The organism is Nitratireductor sp. (assembly GCF_017794765.1).
In the GTDB taxonomy this organism is placed as follows: Bacteria; Pseudomonadota; Alphaproteobacteria; order Rhizobiales; family Rhizobiaceae; genus Nitratireductor.
Genome location: NZ_CP051236.1, coordinates 1,411,042 through 1,425,892 on the forward strand (window position 1 = coordinate 1,411,042; position 14,851 = coordinate 1,425,892).

The following is a 14,851-nucleotide window of genomic DNA, read 5'->3' on the forward strand; positions in this document are numbered from 1 at the left end:
CACAAAGGATCAGAACGATGACCCGCGCCGAGACCCAGACCTTCGCCATGACCGCTGTTGAGCAGCCGGCCGGCGTGGTGCGCGCGATCACGGTGTCTATTCTGGCCAAAGCAACGAATTACTGGCGGGCGCGAACCGCGATGCGACATCTCTCGGAAATGTCCGACTGGCAGCTCGCCGACATCGGTCTGACGCGAAGCGACGTGGACATGGTGGCCCTGAGGGCCCCGCGAAAGCTCGCAACGCAAGCCTTGCAGGAAATCGCATATGAACGCGCGCGAATGGCGGCGCTCCACGGCGGGACTGCTCCGAAGAAATGACAGCCGCGAAAACCTGACAGCACAGAGATTTTTCTCCCTATGCAGGCATGACTCCCGCAAGGCCGGTTCCCCCCGGCAGCCTGCACATTGCCCGGTCCTCTGGACCGGGCTTTTTTATTGAACGGAGTGGAATGAAAGGATCGATCAGGCGGGGTCGCCGTCTTCCTCATCGACCGCGCGACCGGGGATCGCGTAGCTGCCCGAAAGCCAGCGATTGAGATCCACATCCTTGCAGCGTTTCGAGCAGAACGGATAAAATGCGCGTTCCGAAGGCTTGTTACATTCAGGGCAGGGGCGTTTCGGACGAAGCGGTGTGATTTTCTCAGACAGGTTCTGGTTCATTCTAACGAGCTCCGGCACCCGAAAGCCAGTTGAAATGGACCTTGTATCCCTCCGCCACCAGCAGATTGACAGTCTCGTAAAGCGGCAGGCCCACTACATTGGAGTACGAGCCCACAAGTTTGACCACGAAAGTTCCGGCCAGCCCCTGAATGGCGTAACCCCCTGCCTTCCCGCGCCACTCGCCGGACGCCAGATAGCTTTCGAGTTCCTCATGCGAGAGACGCTTGAAGCGGACGCGCGTTTCGACAAGGCGCTGGCGCACCTTCCCCGAAGGTGTGATGACGCAAAGCCCCGTGTAGACACGATGCGTGCGCCCGGAAAGAAGTTGCAGGCAGTTGGAGGCCTCGTCCACCATCTCGGCCTTGGGCAGAATGCGGCGCCCGACAGCGACCACCGTGTCCGCGGCCAGCAGATAGCAACCTTCCGCTTCACCATCTTTCTTGAGGCGTTCGTATGCCTTCTCTGCCTTGCCGAGTGCGAGGCGTTTGGCAAGTGAGCGGGGGTGCTCGCTCTTGAGCGGCGTTTCGTCAATGTTTGCAGGAGCAAGGCGATCAGGTTCGAGGCCGGCCTGCTGCAGGAGCTCGACGCGGCGGGGTGAGCCGGAAGCCAGCACGAGTTTCTGCAGTGCGCTCATTGCTATTTCACCGACCGCATCGGTTTCTATTTGAAGCGGTAGGTGATGCGACCCTTGGTAAGGTCATAGGGCGTCATCTCGACGAGCACCTTGTCACCCGTCAGAACGCGAATGCGGTTCTTCCGCATGCGCCCGGCAGTGTGGGCAATGATCTCGTGTTCGTTTTCCAGTTTGACGCGAAACATCGCGTTGGGCAGCAGTTCGGTGACCACGCCTGGAAACTCCAGGACTTCTTCCTTTGGCATCCGTTACCTTCAGCTTGTTAAAGATTTTCCCGGTCGACGACCGGAATTTGGCGCGGAACCTAGCTCATTCATCACTCTTTGTGAACAAGCCAAACCCCGGCAAACGCCAATTTGTGTCGGTTTTGTTTCATGTTTCAAAGCGCTGCGCAATGGATGCGGCCAACCGGTCGCGCACATCCCGGTATGCGGCGATGATCTGATCGCGCGTACCGCTGACAACGGTGGGGTCCATTGTCGGCCAGTATTCGACATCCGCCGCGATCGTGCGGGTCATATCGAGCGCGCGGTGATGGGCCTCCGGCGACAGGGTGATGATCAGGTCGAAATTGGTGTCGGCCAGCTCCTCGATGGATTGCGGCTGGCGCTCGCCGAGTGAAATCCCTTGTTCATCCAGAACCGCATCGACAAAGGGATCGCGCTCGCCGGCGCGGAGGCCCGCCGAGGCCAGAAACACGCTGCCCGGCAGCAAATGACGCGCCAGAGCTTCTGCCATGGGCGACCGGATCGCGTTCATACCGCACAAAAACAGCACCGACTGCGGCGCACGCGGTTTGTCTGCGGCGCCGGGGTTCACGGTCGCGCTCCCATGGATGCGGCCCCGATGCCACGTGTCAGCCCCGCCAATGCAGCACGCAAACCAGTGTGAAAAGCCGCCGAGCTGTATCGAAGTCCACCTCGATCTTGTCTTTCAGGCGGTCCATCAGCGTTTGCGATCCCTCGTTGTGCAGACCGCGTCGTCCCATATCAATCGCCTCGATCTGACTGGGTGTCGCGCTGCGGATGGCATCGTAATAGCTTTCGCAGATCAGAAAATAGTCTTTGACGATGCGGCGAAACGGAGTGAGCGAGAGAATGTGTGTGACCACCGCTTCGTCATTCTCCCGCGAAATGGCGAAAACGAGTCTGGCCTCAACGAGCGACAATTTCAGCTTGTAAGGTCCCTGGCCGGTGTCGCCGACCGGCTTGAAACTGTTTTCCTCGACGAGGTCGAAAATGGCCACTGCACGTTCATGCTCGATATCCGGTGTGCCGCGGCCAACGGACTCATCGAGTTCGACATCGATCAAACGTGCCGTATCGGAGTCCTGACAAGCCATGTCAGACGTCGTGTCTTGGTCGGCTTGGCGTCTCCCACGCCGCGCCGAGGTCGGTCAGTCGTGCTTCAATGCATTCGACATCGAGCCGCAATGCGGCATCGCCGGAAAAGATCAGCTCGACGACGCCGGCCGGAGCCTGCCCGGATGGGATGAAGTTAAGCGCCAGAAGAGACAGAACGTCGGCGGAGCGGCCGCGGTCGATACCTGCCGCGCGCACATGCAGCACCCTGTCAAAGTGGACAATGCAGCGACGGCGTTCATGCGGCGTCTTGCGCAGGAAGCTGCGTTTGGTTTCATTTTCCCACACAAACCGGTTGCAGGCGACGGCAAACCGCCGGTTCGAGGGCTCGAAAGCCAGATCGCCGACCTTAATGACGGCATCCTGCAAATGTGCGGACAGGATACCCAGATCGACATCGTCGAGCGCTACGAGCTTGAGAAAATCCATGACCATTGCGCCCGTCAGGTTCAGCTTGAGATACGCTCGACCGCAGCACCGCAGGCGGAGAGTTTCTCCTCCAGCCGTTCGAAACCCCGATCCAGATGATAAACCCGGTTTACTTCCGTCTGTCCCTCTGCGGCAAGGGCGGCAATCACGAGAGAGACGGATGCGCGCAGATCGGTTGCCATAACCGGGGCGCCGCGCAGTTGCGAAACGCCGTCAACGACCGCGGTCTGGCCGGAAAGAGAGATCTTCGCGCCGAGGCGCGCCAGTTCCTGCACATGCATGAACCGGTTTTCGAAAATGGTTTCGGTGATGTGCGAGCGCCCGTTGGCCATCGTCATGAGCCCCATGAACTGCGCCTGCAGATCGGTGGGGAAACCGGGGAAGGGCTGGGTTGTGATGTCAACGGGGTTGATGCCGCCGCCATTGCGCCGCACGCGGATGCCGGTGTTGGTGCGGGTGATCTCGGCACCTGTCTGCTCCAGAGTTCCCAGTGCTGATTCCAGAAGATCTGCCTGCGCGCCTTCCAGCATCACGTCGCCGCCGGTCATCGCCACGGCCATCGCATAGGTACCGGTCTCGATCCGATCGGGAATGACCCGGTGGCGCGCACCCGAAAGGCTCGACACGCCATCGATCCTGATCGTGTCCGTCCCGGCGCCTGAAATTTTTGCACCCATGGCATTGAGGCAGTCGGCCAGGTTGACGATTTCGGGTTCGCGCGCCGCGTTTTCCAGAACGGTCTCACCCTTTGCGAGCGCGGCAGCCATCATCAGGACATGCGTGGCGCCAACCGAAACCTTTGGGAACACGTAGCGACTGCCGATGAGACCGTTCCTGGCCTTCGCATGCACATAGCCCTGCTCGATCTCGATCTCGGCACCCAGCGCGCGCAGGCCGTCGATGAAGAGATCGACGGGACGTGTGCCGATGGCGCAGCCGCCGGGCAGCGAAACACGCGCCTCGCCCATGCGCGCCAGAAGCGGGCCGATGACCCAGAAGCTCGCGCGCATTTTCGAGACGAGTTCATAGGGCGCGACAGTGTCAACAATGCTGCGCGCGGTGAAATGAATGGTGCGCGAATAACCCTTCTGCTGGTTTTCGCGGCGGCCATTCACCGAATAGTCGACACCGTGATTTCCGAGAATGCGGATCAGGCTCTCCACATCCGCCAGATGCGGTACATTATCGAGCGTCAGCGTGTCATCGGTCAGCAGCGACGCGATCATGAGCGGCAGGGCGGCGTTCTTGGCGCCCGATATGGGCAGCGTGCCGTTAAGCGCGTTGCCGCCGGTTATGCGTATGCGATCCATCCGTTCTCACTTTCCGGGCGCATTTCCCGATGTCGTCCGTGTTTTTCGGAGTGTCCCCGACTTGCCAGAATGCGCCGATTGCCTTGCGGTATCGTAAAGGCCGCTTCTGATGCGGCGGGCGCTGGATGCGATACCGCGAAGCAGTTGTTGCAAGATGTATTCGTTTCAAATGGTCCTAAAACATGGCCGCGCGCGGCGCAAGGCGGTGATTGCAGGATGCGGGTAGGCTATTTGTCGGTATCTGTTGCATCCGGACCCAGCCCGTCGGGACGCTGGTCGGCTTCTCCCTGACGACGCGAACGCGCCTGTGCCTTTCGGCGGGCGAGATTGGCACGCAACTGGGCGGCAAGGCGCTTCTTGCGCTCCTCGTCAGCTTTTCCACCGGGGGATGAAGCATCTGGCTTTCTGGCTTTGCTCAAGTGAAACTCCATGGAGAACCGGGCTGCAATCCTACCCCACCGTCCGGGCGCTGCAAGCAGCGCATCGGCTGACGCCGTGACGATTTTCACAGCCATGTATCAAACTGAGCAAATGAATGCGAATGTGAGCTTGCGCAATGCCGATCATTGTGGCAGAAGTCCGCCGCATCACAAGGGTGGGCAGCGATCCTGCCCGTGCGTGATCGGGACGCCCGCGGATGGCCCGCTCTTCAAGCGTCCTTCGTTTCGGCGCTGCTGCCGTAGCTCAGGGGTAGAGCACTCCCTTGGTAAGGGAGAGGTCGAGAGTTCAAATCTCTCCGGCAGCACCAGTCCTCCATCATCCACTAACGGGCTCCTGTATGTTGCCGGTCGCTTCGGGGGCGATTGTCGCCGTTGTCGTGCTTCAGTCCGTAACGTTTACCCGTTGAAACACCAGAGAATATTGCCAAGACCGCTGTTCTCATCAGGATAAGCCCGGTTCGGTCGGCATTCGATCATGAGCGGCGGTGCCCGCAGGCGGCGCCTTCTGTTCGGCGAAGCGACTGGCAATCGACTATTCGCTACAGGAGCGCGAGATGAAGATTGTGCCGTGGGTGCCCAGGGCGGGGAGCGGGCAGCTCAAAAGCGCCGGCCGAAAACGGTCGGCAAAAAATTGGATCAAATCTTCGGGAGCCAGAACCCTGGGTCGCTGGCCTCTTATGCTGGCGACAAATCTGCTTGGTTTGCGCGGTGCTTCGAGATTGCTCGGCGTCGCGATGATTACCACCGTGAACGTCGCCCCGGCTGAAGCACAGGTACAGCGTAGCTTTCTCAATTTGGGATTCGAGTCTCCCAGTATTAACTGCAATTTCGCTTATGCGCCCGACAATTACGTTTCTGGGTGGTCGACCACGCATGCTGTAGCGGATGCAAATTGTGGCTACCCTAGAGGGCGTCTGATCGAGCTCTGGAAGAGCAACTTCCAAGGTGTTCCATCGCGCTCTGGCAGACAGCATGCGGAACTCAATGCACACCGGCCATCCCGAATCTACCAGACGGTATGTTTGCTAGAGGGGGACGAGATCAATTGGCGATTCAGCCATCGAGGTCTATCGGGCAGGGATGTGATGGCTTTCAGTATTGGCACTACCCAGCGGGTTGTCCAAGCAGCAACAAACAATTTAGGCGTTGGCAGTCACAGCAACTGCGGCAGCGGCAGTTCGATCAGTGGTGCCACGTGCAGCTCCGTTAAAGTAGGAACTTGGAGAGACTATACGGGCAATTTCACTTGGAGTGGAGCAACGAGTCTACAGCAGTTCGGTTTCACTTCAATTTCTGCGTCTGGCGGAAATCTGGGAACTGGTAATCACATCGATGAAATCCAGCTTGGTATTCTTCCATTCCTTGAATTTGCGCAAAGCGAGACCCGGAATGCCGAAAGTGGAGCGTCATCGAACCTCCCGAAATTGGCGGTCAGCGGGTATCTGCGTGCACCGCTTTCTGTCACAGTGAACGTGGTTGGTGGAACGGCTGTGCTTGGTGATGATTTCACGACACCGGGTGGCGGTACAAGCTTCACGGTTTCAATTCCCGCCGGCACCTATACAGCAGAGCAATTCGATCTCGGTGTAAGTGTTATCGAAGATGATTTATCCGAGGATGACGAGACAATCGAATTCGAGCTCACCGAGAACTCTGATTACATCTTAAGCGGCACACAGACCTGCGGCGATGAGCCCTTTGCGAAAAGTACGCACACAATCCAGGAGGAGAAACTTGAGGTCACCAATGTTGCCACGCTCAACGATCTCAATGGAAATGGCGTGCCTGATCCCGGTGAGACCGTCTCCTATGTCTTCGCCGTCACCAATACCGGTTCGGTTGATCTGACCGGAGTAACAATGGCTGCGCCACTGCCGGGGGTGCCGGTATCCGGCGGGCCCATCAACCTTGCTGCAGGTGCCACGGATAGCTCGACGTTCACGGCGGACTACACGCTGACCCAGGCGGACCTGGATGCTGGAATCTTGGAAAATCAGGCGAAGGTATCGGCAACGGTTCCGACCACGGGGCTTGCCGTCGAGGACCTCTCCGACGACCCGGCAAACGCAGCGAACGTGGACCTGGAAGACGACGGTGACCCGGATGATATAACCATTCTCGAGCTTATTGCCGCCGGGGAACACACCCTGGAGAAAAGTGCGGTCCTGATCGATACCAATGGCAATGGTCGTCCCGATCTCGGAGAGACGCTCGAATATACTTTCGCTGTTAAAAATACTGGCAATGTCACTCTTTCCAACATTGAGGTCACGGATGAAAAAGCCGAGGTCTCGGGCAGCCCGATCACGACGCTGGCCCCGGGGCTGACGGATTCGAGCGTGAAAGGGACTTACACGGTCACGCAGGCGGACATCGACGCAGGGCAGGTGGACAACAGCGCCCACTCGGAAGGGTCGGACCCCCGCGGCGATCCGGTAAATGCGACGTCCTCCCCGCCGGGTGGCAGTCCGGGCGACAAGACGGTGACACCGCTCGAGCAGACCAGTGATATGGATCTTGTAAAGAATGCCGAGCATCAGGATGCCGACAATGATGGTGTGATCGATATTGGCGAGACGATCCTCTACACGTTCGCGGTCAAGAACACGGGCAATGTCACGCTGACCGACGTGACTGTCGAGGATGATAAGGTTGAGGTTGAGGGCGGTCCGCTGCCAAGCCTTGAACCGGATGCGGAAGATACGACGACCTTCACGGGCTCCTATGTCGTGACCCAGGAAGATGCTGACGCCGGTACGATAGAGAACGTTGCAAAGGGCAAGGCAAAGAACCCGAAGGGCGAAGAGGTGATCGTCGACTCACAGCCCCCTGGCGGGGAGCCGGGTGGCGCCACCGAGCTCGAAATTCCGAGCAATCCCGGGATGAGCTTCTCGAAATCAGCGTCGTTCGACCTTGCCGACGATACGAATGGCAATGGTTTTCCCGACGCGGGTGAACTGGTTCGGTATGTGTTCAACATCGAAAATACGGGCAATGTGACAATCTCGAACATCGTCGTCGATGACCCGCTGGCGAACACGAGCGGCGGACCGATAACAGCTCTCGGCTCGGGCCAAAGCGATAGCGAGACGATTTCAGGAACGCATGTGCTTACTCAGGACGAAGTCGACGCCGGTGAGACCACGAACCAGGCAATCGCACGCGGTGAGACGCCCAAGGGTCTGCCCGTGACTGATTTTTCTGACGATCCAGAGAATATGGAGGACCACGACGCAGACGGCGACGATGATCCAGACGATCCCACAGTGCTTCAATTGCCGCAGAAACTGTCGCTAGCAGCTGAGAAAACCGGCACATTTCGCGGGACGCGAGGCGGGTTGGCGCAGCCTGGTGATACAATTCACTATGAGCTAACAGTAACGAATGACGGCAATGTCACTGCATCTGATGTAGAACCGCACGACCCAGGCCCGAAGTTCAATGGCAGGCAGGGAACTGGTTCGCTTTCAGCTTTCACACCTGCCACTGCCGCGATCCCGCCGGGCGAAAGCAAGACGTTTGCCGCGATTTACACGTTGACGGCCGAAGACATTGCCAATGCTCAGGATGTTGAGGATGGGGTTCAGAATTCGGCAAAAGCGACAGGCTTCGGTCCGAAGGGGGATGAAACGACGTCGCAGGAGGCTACCGCAGTTCTCAATCTTCCGGGCTATCTCATCAGCAAGACGGCCGATTCACCAGAGGTCCAGCGCGGTGGCCGCGTCCGCTATGTGATCCGCGCTCAGGGAGTAGGATTCGATGCACCCAGCGTGGTCAACATTGTGGACGAGATACCCATCGCATTTGCGTATATTTCTGGCTCGGCCATGCTCGGAGACGCCGCGTTGACTCCCAAGATCGACGGTCGGCAGCTCACCTTCGAGAGCATTACGCTTAATCCGGATGAAGAGGTTGAGATTGCGATGGATCTCCGCGCGACTGCAGCGGCGAAACCCGACACCTATATCAACCGGGCCTGGGTACAGGATGCTGACGGGCAGAGGGTCTCGCGTGTCGCAACAGCCGAGGTCGAGATCGTGCCGGATCCGCTTTTCGATTGCGGTGACCTGCTCGGAAAAATCTTTGATGACAAGAACCGCAATGGCTACCAGGACAGGGGGGAGCCCGGTCTGCCAGGTGTCCGGGTCGCAACCGTCAAGGGGCTCCTTGTCACATCGGACGATGAAGGCCGTTTCCACGTTGCATGTGCGGACCTTCCCGATCAGCGCATCGGAACCAACTATATCCTGAAGCTCGATCCGCGATCACTTCCCTCCGGATATCGTATCACGACGGAGAATCCCCGAACCGTGCGCCTTTCTGCCGGCAAGGCGTCTGAGTTTCTCTTTGGGGCTTCCATCAGCCGGGTCGTACGGCTTGAGCTTACGGAGGATGCGTTTGAACCTGGAGAGAAAGAGCTGAAACCGGAGTGGCGCATGCGTGTCGATCAGTTGATCAACCTGCTCGACAAAGAGCCCTCCGTACTACGGCTGTCTTATGCCGGCGAAACGGATCGCCTGGCCAAGCGGCGATTGGCTGCCGTACGCGGTCTTATCTCTGCGGAGTGGCGCAATATCGGCTCACGCTACAGGCTCGAGATCGAGACACGCCTGCTGTCGCCACGGAAGGAATGACTGCGTGAACGAGGAAGGACGAATTGATCCTGTACCGTAGTTCACCAGTACAAGCTTGACGCATCGAGCATCGAGGTATAATTGTTACTCATGGCTCACGCTTCAGGATCAATTCGTCCGGTTTCTCGACCGACGCCCGATTTCACCGACCCGGCTTACTGGCAGGGCACAATCAAGATGTCGCTCTCCAAGTTCTTCGTTCTGAGCGTTTTGCATCACAGGCCCATGCATGGGTATGAGGTCGTCCAGGCCGTCGAGAAAACGACCAATGGCTGTTGCAGCCCCACGGAGGGCACGGTCTATCCCATGCTCAACGAGTTTGAGGCCGGGGGGTATCTCTCCGCCAGACGCGAGATCGTGCAGGGCAGGGAACGGAAGATCTACACCTTGACCAACAAGGGACGCGAGGCGTTCCAGATCGCTGTTGCGGCATGGCTCGAAGCCACTGACTGCATTCTCGCCGGCAAGGCATCAGCCGAGGCCCTGAAACGCTCACAAAAAACACCGTGAATCCCATGCGGTTCATTTTGCCTCTATACATCGCCCATCAAGGTATCGAGGATCAATGCCTTGATGGAGGTGGTAAAGACATTGCCTCCCTCCCTCTCAACCCTTTGTCGAAAGAACGCAGATAATGAGACTACGCACGCTTCCCGCCCCCGATTCACTACCTGCACTTGATCGTGACTATGCATTTGAGAGACCGGCAAACGGGTTATCGGTAGGGCAGCAGGAACCGCCCCGCATCCTGCTGTTATATGGATCCTTGCGCAATCGCTCCTACTCCCGCCTCGTTGTGGAGGAGGCAGCGCGCCTTGTGCGCTTTTTCGGCGGAGAGCCGCGCATATTCGACCCCTCCGATCTTCCTCTCCCCGATCAGGTGGCCGGCGATGACCACCCGGCGGTGCGCGAGCTGCGCGAGCACGCCATGTGGTCGGAAGGCCAGATCTGGTGCAGCCCTGAAAGGCATGGCCAGATCACTGGCGTCATGAAGACGCAGATCGATCACCTTCCGCTGAAGATGGGTGGGATGCGGCCAACCCAGGGGCGAACACTTGCTGTCATGCAGGTTTCGGGCGGATCGCAATCCTTCAACGCCGTAAACACGCTGCGTTTGCTTGGGCGATGGATGCGCATGTTCACCATCCCCAACCAGTCGAGCGTGGCGAAAGCATTCCAGGAGTTTGACGAAAACGGTCGGATGCTTCCGTCCAGCTATTATGAGCGTATCGTTGATGTGGTTGAGGAGCTCATGCGATTCACAGTTCTTCTGCGCCCGCATGTTGAGCTTTTGACCGATCGCTATTCGGAGCGCAAGCAAAGCGGGCGGACCCCCGTTGATGAAAAACATGATCTGTCGGCTATTGCCGTGGCCCCGCAGATGACAAAGACCGGCACATGACAAATCGGCGCCGGTCGAGGAACCTGTGGTTCCTCACCCTGCCGCGGCTTCTCTTCCCGTGATGAAAGCGGGGAGGCCTCGCGTGCCCTTTTCTAGGGCATGTTCAACGCAATATTCACCGCAACGTTCCAGGCACGGGGAGGGCACCAGCCAACGGCATTGAAGATCACCCGTATCCAGTTTGCTCTGGATATGAAGGGGCGGAAACTGGTACGCCGCGAAGAGCGGTCTTCCCACCCGGTCATCCGGAACCCGTGGATGGGATCGCGTGAATGTTCGAGGCAAGTAGCGAGCGGGTCAGATCGCATGAACCTGTCAAAAGCCCTGCATATGCCCTGCGAGGAGAGATCGGACAGGGCCCGTGGACGGCGTGTCGATGTCGGCGGATACAGTCTGAACAGTCTCCGTCTCGTTGCCGAACGGCCGGACCTCGCGCCGCTCGTTTTCATTCATGGGGCAAGCACGAGTCTGCTTGACCCGCTCTATGCGTTTCGTCCGGTGCTGGAGGGCCGTGCGCATCTCCTGTTTGTTGACCGGCCCGGCCATGGTCTGTCCGATCGCGGACCGGATGCAAACATTATGCCGGATGCACAGGGGGATGCGATTGCAAGGCTCATGGAACTGCGCGGGTTCGACCGGGCCATTGTTATCGGCCACTCGTATGGTGGTGCAGTGGCTGCCGCGATGACGCTCGATCACCCGGAAAGGGTTATCGGTACCCTGTTCCTCGCACCTGCTCTCTATCCCTGGCCCGGAGGCGTCGCCTGGTACTATAATCTTGCAGCAACGCGCTTTCTCGGCGCTGCATTCTGCCAGCTTGTCGTTCCCTGGGCAGGACGCCTTGCGATGAAGGCGGCAGCACGCGGCGTCTTCTCTCCCGATCCGATGCCGAACGATTATCTGGAGGCAACGCGCGCTGCGGAGGCTCTCGCGCCCGCAGTCTTTCGTCACAATGCGCGCGAGATCAGTGCACTTCTGGCGTGGACGGAACGCACCCATCACCGCTACAGGATGATTGAAGCACCTACAGCCATCATTACCGGGTCGAGGGATGATATTGTCTCACCGGAGCTCCACTCGTGGCGCCTTTCCCGTGAGTTGCTCCAGACAGAGCTCTCCGTCGTTGACGGTCTCGGACACAAGCCGGATATTCATGCTACCGAACTGGTGGTTGCGGCCATTGAAAAGCTGGCGGGCAGCGCCCACGGCCAGCGCGTCGGCAAAGGTCCGTAAGGAGGCTGCCGGGAAAGAAAAGGCCCGCAACCGATCCGGCAGCGGGCCTTGGTGATCCTGTGTGGTGAACCGCGCCCTACTTGCGCAGTTCCGCCTCGATCTTGTCGAGCGCCTCGGCCTTGCCCATGCCGGTCAGAAAGGCGAGCGTCACGATGGACGGCACGCCAAGGTCCGAAGGCAGCTGCGTGGTCGAAACGATCAGATCCACGCCGTTCAGTTCAGAGCGCACTTCCGTGGCCTTGCACTGGCGGGGGTCGATGGTGATGCCGCGTTCCTTCATGGCCTCGGTTACCGCGTTGGCAACCACTGTCGAGGTGGCGATGCCGGTGCCGCAGGCAAACAGGACGGTCTTCTTGCTCATGGGTCTCTCCCGATCAATTGGGCACCAGAGCGGCCCACCGTTTCATAGAAACGCGCTCCGCTCCAACTGCCCGTTTTCCCGCATTTGTGCGGACGTCAGGTGATTCCACCTGACTGCAAAATGCTCTATTTCAGAACCGCAGCGACATCATCAAGCGACGATGCCTCCATGAGGCCGGAAATCGCTTCCTCGCTCTGGATGGTCGCCATGATTTCCTGCAGCATTTCGATCTGACGGTCCTTGTCGTTAAGCGCCATCAGGAAGACGAGGCCCACTTCCACTGCCTCATCCGGATCTTCCATATTTGCGAAAGTCACCGGATTCTTGAGCGTGGCAAGCGCGATGCCTGGCTTCACGACATGCTCCGGATCCGTGTGCGGCACCGCAACGTTCACCGCGTGACCGAGCGGAAGTCCGGTCGGCATCGCGGCCTCGCGGGCAAGAACCGCATCAGCGAAACTGTCTTTCACGTAGCCGGCTGCTTTGAGTTTGCCGGCGAGCAGTCGAATGACAGCCTCGCGGCTATCGGTATCGACCCCGAGGACAATCGCCTCGGGATCGATGTGGTTCATAAGGGCTTCAGCCATTCACTAACCTATTCAGCCTTCTTGTGCAGTGGTTTCATCGTCTTCCGCGCCCGCTGCCCGCTCCCAGGCCAGCGTGTTGCGGCGATAGAGCCAGAAGCAGGCCGCGATGATGGCGGCGAGCACACCCAGCCCGGCAGCGCCCAGGTTCCGGATTGCTGCGATAACCACGTAGGAAATCCACAGGAAGCCGTCGACCACCGAGGTGATCTGAACCGCGTTCTCAGGCATTTCGAAGCCCGAATCCACGGCAGCGCTGGTAAACAGAGGTGCGAGCGCGTTGGCCACATAGAAACCGGCGGCGAGCGTCACCGTGCCGACGATCACCATGCGGAACACGTTGCCGCGCAAGAGTGGAGCGGTCATGGCGACGATGAACGGAATGACCGCCAGGTCGGCAAACAGGATCACGCGGTTGCCCGGCAGGACGATCGACAGGATGATGGCGATCGGCACCAGGATGAGCGAAGCGGAAATGGCCGCCGGATGACCGATCAGGATCGCTGAATCGAGACCAACCAGAAGTTCCCGGTCACCGGTGCGCTTGCGCACGAATTCCTGTGCTGCTTCCGAAACCGGCAGCAGGCCTTCCATAAGGATCTTCACCATGCGCGGCAGAAGCAGCATCACGGCTGCGAGCGTCATACCCGTCTGCAGAACCTTGGACAGGACCACGCCGAAATCGCCGGCGTTGTAGTAGGCGACAACGCCCAGCACGAGACCGATGATCAGGCCGAGAACAACAGGCTCACCGAATACGCCGAACCGGCGCTCGATGGTTTCGGTCGAGATGTTCACCTTGTTGATGCCGGGAATGCGCTCGATGATCCAGTTGATCACGATGGCGATCGGCAGGATCTGTGCAGAGGCCAGATGCGGGACCGAAACGCCCGGAATGCCGTAGAACTTCTGAACGGCACGTGCCGACCAGTCGGCGAACAGCAGCGAAAGTGCTGCCATCAGGGCTGCAACGACGAGGCCGTAAGCGAGGCTGCCTGTGGCTGCCACGGCAAGCGAACCGATAAAGGCGAAGTGCCAGAAGTTCCAGACGTCGACGTTGAGCGTGCGGGTCATGCGCGTCAGAAGAAGCGCGATGTTGACGGCAATGCCGATCGGAATCACCCACAGCCCCACCGAAGAGCCAAAGGCGATCGCGGCAGCCGAGGGCCAGCCTACATCGACGATGTCGCGCTGAATGCCCGTATTGGTGACGATGGCCTGCGCCACGTCGCCGATGGATCCGAGCATCAGGCCGAGAACCAGATTGATACCGATGAATGCCACGCCGATGGTGACGGCAGCACGGAATGCCTTGCCGATCTTGGCCCCCAGCACTGCGGCAATGACAAAAATGACGATGGGCAACAGAACCGTTGCGCCGAGCGTATCCACGGCCGCTTTAAGGCCGCTCAGGAATGTGTCCATTTTCCTCCCCCTGAATTCCTGTTCAGAACCATTCTCGATCAGAACATTTGTTTCTCAAAATAGACGCAAGTTTATGGCTTGCCGCCACTTGGCTGTCAATCGGCGAATGCATCGGAAAAAAAGCGCAACGAAGCGGAAAAATGCACTTCCTGATTTCCCCATAAGTGCACTTCCGTAGAAACTACAACCATAAGACGAAAGCAAGCGGATGGGGCAAACGATGCTCTCTGATCAAAACACCTTCAAGCCGGTTTCTCATGCTGGCGCAGCCGTACCCCCACCGTAACGCGAAGAACAGGAACACGCTTCACGCACCTTGTGAAGCGACCGCCAAAGCCGGCCCTCCCGCCCCCCGGGTCGGCTTTCTCCCAAAGCC

16 protein-coding genes and 1 tRNA gene are annotated in these 14,851 nt (G+C 58.9%); 6 read left to right on the forward strand and 11 right to left on the reverse strand.

What is annotated here, in order from left to right; genetic code table 11:
* Positions 1 to 17 precede the first annotated feature (17 nt).
* Positions 18 to 320: a DUF1127 domain-containing protein gene (locus HF949_RS06645; RefSeq protein ID WP_292899230.1), complete on the forward strand. Its 303-nt coding sequence runs from the start codon at positions 18 to 20 to the stop codon at positions 318 to 320.
* A 144-nt stretch (positions 321 to 464) separates the two neighbouring features.
* On the opposite strand, the gene yacG is transcribed toward HF949_RS06645, so the two are convergent.
* The 8 genes from yacG to HF949_RS06685 all read right to left on the reverse strand — a co-directional run bounded on the left by yacG (position 465) and on the right by HF949_RS06685 (position 4,827).
* A complete protein-coding gene (gene yacG / locus HF949_RS06650; protein ID WP_292899232.1) occupies positions 465 to 662 on the reverse strand; it encodes a DNA gyrase inhibitor YacG in 198 nt (65 codons plus the stop codon).
* Position 663: 1 nt separating this feature from the next.
* The gene (locus HF949_RS06655) at positions 664 to 1,296 is read right to left on the reverse strand and encodes a Maf-like protein (RefSeq protein WP_292899234.1); all 633 of its coding nucleotides are present in this window, start codon (positions 1,294 to 1,296) and stop codon (positions 664 to 666) included.
* A 26-nt stretch (positions 1,297 to 1,322) separates the two neighbouring features.
* The gene (infA, locus tag HF949_RS06660) at positions 1,323 to 1,541 is read right to left on the reverse strand and encodes a translation initiation factor IF-1 (RefSeq protein ID WP_006200926.1); all 219 of its coding nucleotides are present in this window, start codon (positions 1,539 to 1,541) and stop codon (positions 1,323 to 1,325) included.
* A gap of 127 nt (positions 1,542 to 1,668) precedes the next feature.
* Positions 1,669 to 2,115, reverse strand: a complete 447-nt coding sequence (locus HF949_RS06665; RefSeq protein WP_292899236.1) for an arsenate-mycothiol transferase ArsC — start codon at positions 2,113 to 2,115, stop codon at positions 1,669 to 1,671.
* Positions 2,116 to 2,152: 37 nt separating this feature from the next.
* Positions 2,153 to 2,638 (reverse strand): UPF0262 family protein, encoded by a 486-nt coding sequence (locus HF949_RS06670; RefSeq protein ID WP_292899238.1) that lies wholly within the window; start codon positions 2,636 to 2,638, stop codon positions 2,153 to 2,155.
* A gap of 1 nt (position 2,639) precedes the next feature.
* The gene (locus HF949_RS06675) at positions 2,640 to 3,086 is read right to left on the reverse strand and encodes a DUF2948 family protein (RefSeq protein ID WP_292899240.1); all 447 of its coding nucleotides are present in this window, start codon (positions 3,084 to 3,086) and stop codon (positions 2,640 to 2,642) included.
* 20 nt (positions 3,087 to 3,106) lie between these two features.
* Positions 3,107 to 4,396 (reverse strand): UDP-N-acetylglucosamine 1-carboxyvinyltransferase, encoded by a 1,290-nt coding sequence (gene murA / locus HF949_RS06680; RefSeq protein WP_292899242.1) that lies wholly within the window; start codon positions 4,394 to 4,396, stop codon positions 3,107 to 3,109.
* 227 nt (positions 4,397 to 4,623) lie between these two features.
* On the reverse strand, positions 4,624 to 4,827 hold the full coding sequence (locus tag HF949_RS06685) for a hypothetical protein (protein WP_292900039.1): 204 nt from the start codon (positions 4,825 to 4,827) through the stop codon (positions 4,624 to 4,626).
* Between the two features lie 242 nt (positions 4,828 to 5,069).
* On the opposite strand from HF949_RS06685, the gene HF949_RS06690 reads away from it, so the two are divergent.
* From HF949_RS06690 to HF949_RS06710, 5 genes are all read left to right on the forward strand, one after another.
* Positions 5,070 to 5,144: transfer RNA gene (locus tag HF949_RS06690), tRNA-Thr, on the forward strand.
* Positions 5,145 to 5,390: 246 nt separating this feature from the next.
* Complete coding sequence (locus HF949_RS06695) at positions 5,391 to 9,470, forward strand: DUF11 domain-containing protein (RefSeq protein ID WP_292899244.1); 4,080 nt, start codon at positions 5,391 to 5,393, stop codon at positions 9,468 to 9,470.
* A gap of 90 nt (positions 9,471 to 9,560) precedes the next feature.
* Complete coding sequence (locus tag HF949_RS06700) at positions 9,561 to 9,980, forward strand: PadR family transcriptional regulator (RefSeq protein WP_292899246.1); 420 nt, start codon at positions 9,561 to 9,563, stop codon at positions 9,978 to 9,980.
* A gap of 124 nt (positions 9,981 to 10,104) precedes the next feature.
* On the forward strand, positions 10,105 to 10,872 hold the full coding sequence (arsH, locus tag HF949_RS06705; protein ID WP_292899248.1) for an arsenical resistance protein ArsH: 768 nt from the start codon (positions 10,105 to 10,107) through the stop codon (positions 10,870 to 10,872).
* A 306-nt stretch (positions 10,873 to 11,178) separates the two neighbouring features.
* Positions 11,179 to 12,105, forward strand: coding sequence for an alpha/beta fold hydrolase (locus HF949_RS06710; RefSeq protein ID WP_292899250.1), 927 nt, complete (start codon positions 11,179 to 11,181; stop codon positions 12,103 to 12,105).
* Between the two features lie 76 nt (positions 12,106 to 12,181).
* Here HF949_RS06710 and HF949_RS06715 read toward each other — a convergent pair whose 3' ends face one another.
* The 3 genes from HF949_RS06715 to HF949_RS06725 form a co-directional block, all read right to left on the reverse strand.
* Positions 12,182 to 12,466: a PTS sugar transporter subunit IIB gene (locus HF949_RS06715; protein WP_292899252.1), complete on the reverse strand. Its 285-nt coding sequence runs from the start codon at positions 12,464 to 12,466 to the stop codon at positions 12,182 to 12,184.
* 125 nt (positions 12,467 to 12,591) lie between these two features.
* Positions 12,592 to 13,053, reverse strand: coding sequence for a PTS sugar transporter subunit IIA (locus tag HF949_RS06720; protein WP_292899254.1), 462 nt, complete (start codon positions 13,051 to 13,053; stop codon positions 12,592 to 12,594).
* A 12-nt stretch (positions 13,054 to 13,065) separates the two neighbouring features.
* Positions 13,066 to 14,475 (reverse strand): PTS galactitol transporter subunit IIC, encoded by a 1,410-nt coding sequence (locus HF949_RS06725; protein ID WP_292899256.1) that lies wholly within the window; start codon positions 14,473 to 14,475, stop codon positions 13,066 to 13,068.
* Positions 14,476 to 14,851 lie beyond the last annotated feature (376 nt).